This window comes from Kitasatospora sp. NPDC091257, from assembly GCF_044757675.1.
Lineage (GTDB): Bacteria > Actinomycetota > Actinomycetes > Streptomycetales > Streptomycetaceae > Kitasatospora > Kitasatospora lactacystinica.
Map to the genome: position 1 here is coordinate 1 of NZ_JBIVVI010001135.1, position 2922 is coordinate 2922.

The following is a 2922-nucleotide window of genomic DNA, read 5'->3' on the forward strand; positions in this document are numbered from 1 at the left end:
GGGGTTACACGGCAACCGCTCGGCGGCCCACCGCCGCTGACCGGGCGTGAGCACGAGCCGGGGGCAAGGGCCGGGAACGGGCCGCGAGCCGGCCGGGAACGGGCCCGGTGACAGGCCCGGGAGGGCGGCCCTAGTTGTTCTTGAAGGCGCGGGCCATGATCCAGACCAGCAGGCCGATGCCCACGAAGGACGCGACCACGATGATCCGCAGGAACAGGCCCGGGCCGGTCTCGTCGGAGATGGGCGCGGCCAGGCTGACAAGCGTGTCGGTGGACATCTGCGGGGGCTCCTCGAACTGCTCGGTACCGCGGCCGGGTCCGGTCTCGGTCGTCCAGGACTCAGGTTAAACCGGCCTCACACCGACGCCGCCCACCGGCCCCGGTGACGCGCCCGCCGCCCCCGGGACGCTCCGCGCGTACGCTGCCCCGGGGACGAGTACGCAACCGCGCGCGTTGCACAGACAGTCGTTGCAGGCGAAGACCAACGGGGGGCGGGCCAGCGGGCCGCGGCCGCCGTCGACCAGGAGGTACTCAGACCATGACCGACACGACCGTGAAGGCCCCGAGCCGCCGCCGCGAGCGCTTCCCCGGAATCTCCACCCGGGCCTGGGAGCACCCGGCGGACCGCTCGGCCCTGGTCGCGCTGCGCAAGCTCACCGGCTTCGACGACATCCTGAAGAAGCTCGCCGGCCTGGTCTCCGAGCGGGCGATCCGGCTGATGTTCCTGGCCACCGCCGTGAAGACCTCCGAGCGCCAGTTCCCGGAGCTGCACGACATGGTGCGGGACGCCGCCTACGTGCTCGACCTGGAGCAGGTCCCCGACCTGTACGTCTCCCAGGACCCGACGGTCAACGCGTACTGCATCGGCATCGACACCCCGGTCATCGTGGTCACCAGCGGCCTGGTCGAGCTGCTCGACGAGGAGGAGCTGCGCTCCGTCATCGGCCACGAGGTCGGCCACGCGATGTCCGGCCACGCCGTCTACCGGACGATGCTGATGATCCTCACCAACATCGCCACCCGGATCGCCTGGGTGCCGCTGGGCAACCTGGCGATCACCGCGATCATCACCGCGCTCAAGGAGTGGTTCCGCAAGGCGGAGCTGTCCAGCGACCGGGCCGGCCTGCTCGCCGGACAGGACCTCCAGGCGTCCATGCGGGCCCTGATGAAGCTGGCCGGCGGCCACAACCTGGCCGAGATGAACGTCGACGCCTTCCTGGAGCAGGCCGAGGAGTACGAGAAGGCCGGCGATCTGCGCGACGGCGTGCTCAAGGTGCTCCAGCTGCTGCCGCAGACCCACCCCTTCGCGGTGGTGCGGGTCGCCCAGCTGAAGAAGTGGGCGGAGAGCGACGACTACCGCTCGATCGTGGCCGGCGCCTACCCGCGCCGCGCGGACGACCCGGACGCCTCGGTCTCCGAGCAGTGGAAGGCCGCCGCCGACCACTACACCAGCTCGGTCAAGGAGAGCAAGGACCCGCTGATGGGCCTGCTCCGGGACGTCGCCGGCGGCGCGGCGACCGTCGGCGGCAAGCTCCGCGACACCTTCACCGGCGCCGCCGGCCGCAACGGCTCCTCGGGCAACGGCTCCTCGGGATCGGGTTCCGCGGACCGCGACGGCAGCTGACCCCCGGGGCCGCGACGACCGCCGGCCCACCGCGACCGCGACGGCGGCCGGTGTCCCGTCCGGGGCACCGGCCGCCTCGCCGTTCCACGGCCGGGGTACGCCTCAGCCGCCCGCCAGCACCGCGCACACCTGCCAGCCCGGCCGGGCGTGGTTGCCGGGGTCGACCGGCGCCGGCGGCGCGACCGCCGTGCCCTGCGCGGTGGCCAGCACCGGCTGCAGGAAGCCCGCCATCGAGGTGTCGCAGGGCTCCGGACCGGCCTGCACCACCGAGTCCACCAGCCGCAGCTGCGCCGAGGCCAGGTCGACCCGGTCGAACTCGAAGGTCAGCTGCCGCCGCACGGTCTCCAGGGTGACCGGCGCTCCGGCCGGGGCCCCGGCCGGCTTCAGCGCGTAGACGAAGGTGTGGTCGGTGGTGATCTGCAGGGTCCCGCCGTCCGCCTCGTCGATCCGCATCGCGCCGGCCACCTTCACGGTGTTCGAGGCCAGCGCGACCTGCGCCGGGTCGAAGCGGACCATCCAGCCGGTCACCGCGTGGTGCCGGTCGTCCACCGGCTGCGCCACGCTCGCGTCGAACTCCGCCTGCTCACCGGGCGTGACGAAGGCCCGCACGTCGGCGGTGGCGCCCTGGACCAGCGCGGCCGGGGCCAGCGAGGAGGCGACCAGGTAGCGCTGGACGGTGTCGAGCGCCTTGGTCACCTCGACCCGGCTGAAGTGCTCGGTGGCGGCCCCGGTCGGGGTGTTCAGCCCGATCGTGCCGTCCCCGTACCCGGGCTGCAGCGCGGTGAACGGGTCCGCCGGGTCGGCGACCGGGCGGACGGCCGACGCCGGGCTCAACGCGACCAGGCTGACGGTCAGTTGACTGCCCTCGGGCCGCACCGCGGTCCCCCTCGGCGAGCTCACGCCGAAGTACACCGCGGTCCCGAAGGCGAGCAGGATGAGCAGCAGCAGGATGAGCGCCTGGCGCGGGACGGTGCCCAGCGGGCCGAGCCGCACCCGCGGCCGGGTGGCCTTGCCGAAGGAGCCGGCCAGCCGCTCCCGGGCGGACAGTTCCTGGATGCGGGCAGCCCGAACGAACGATTCGTCGAACACGACGGACCGGAATTCGTCCTCGTTGCCGGAACCGCCCTCGGGCGTACCCTCCGGAGGCTCTCGCGGGTCACCCACACCACCAGGGTAGGCCGACACCGGCGCCGCCACGAGGGTGCGGGCGCACATTCCCGGGAACGCTCAGTGACCACCGCCCCCGGGCGTGCGCCCGCGCCCGGGGCAGGCCCCGGCCCGCCGAAGCCCGCCCTAGCC

The 2922-nt window shown here is 73.6% G+C and carries 3 protein-coding genes; 1 reads left to right on the forward strand and 2 read right to left on the reverse strand.

Translation table 11 applies throughout. From position 1 onward, the window contains the following. Positions 1 to 130: 130 nt before the first annotated feature. Positions 131 to 277, reverse strand: coding sequence for a hypothetical protein (locus ACIQOV_RS35390; protein WP_359910966.1), 147 nt, complete (start codon positions 275 to 277; stop codon positions 131 to 133). Positions 278 to 537: 260 nt separating this feature from the next. Between ACIQOV_RS35390 and ACIQOV_RS35395 the strand changes: the two genes are divergently transcribed. Then, positions 538 to 1623 carry a M48 family metallopeptidase gene (locus ACIQOV_RS35395; protein WP_380543244.1) on the forward strand — a complete coding sequence of 362 codons (1086 nt, stop codon included), beginning with the start codon at positions 538 to 540 and terminating at the stop codon, positions 1621 to 1623. Between the two features lie 102 nt (positions 1624 to 1725). Here the strand turns inward: ACIQOV_RS35395 and ACIQOV_RS35400 are convergent, their stop codons facing one another. Then, positions 1726 to 2787 carry a hypothetical protein gene (locus tag ACIQOV_RS35400; RefSeq protein ID WP_401054937.1) on the reverse strand — a complete coding sequence of 354 codons (1062 nt, stop codon included), beginning with the start codon at positions 2785 to 2787 and terminating at the stop codon, positions 1726 to 1728. Between the last annotated feature and the right edge of the window lie 135 nt (positions 2788 to 2922).

Excerpts from the sequence above, each read along its gene's own strand:
- ACIQOV_RS35390 (WP_359910966.1), bottom strand. The coding sequence starts at position 277 with ATGTCCACCGACACGCTTGTCAGCCTGGCCGCGCCCATCTCCGACGAG.
- ACIQOV_RS35395 (WP_380543244.1), top strand. The coding sequence starts at position 538 with ATGACCGACACGACCGTGAAGGCCCCGAGCCGCCGCCGCGAGCGCTTC.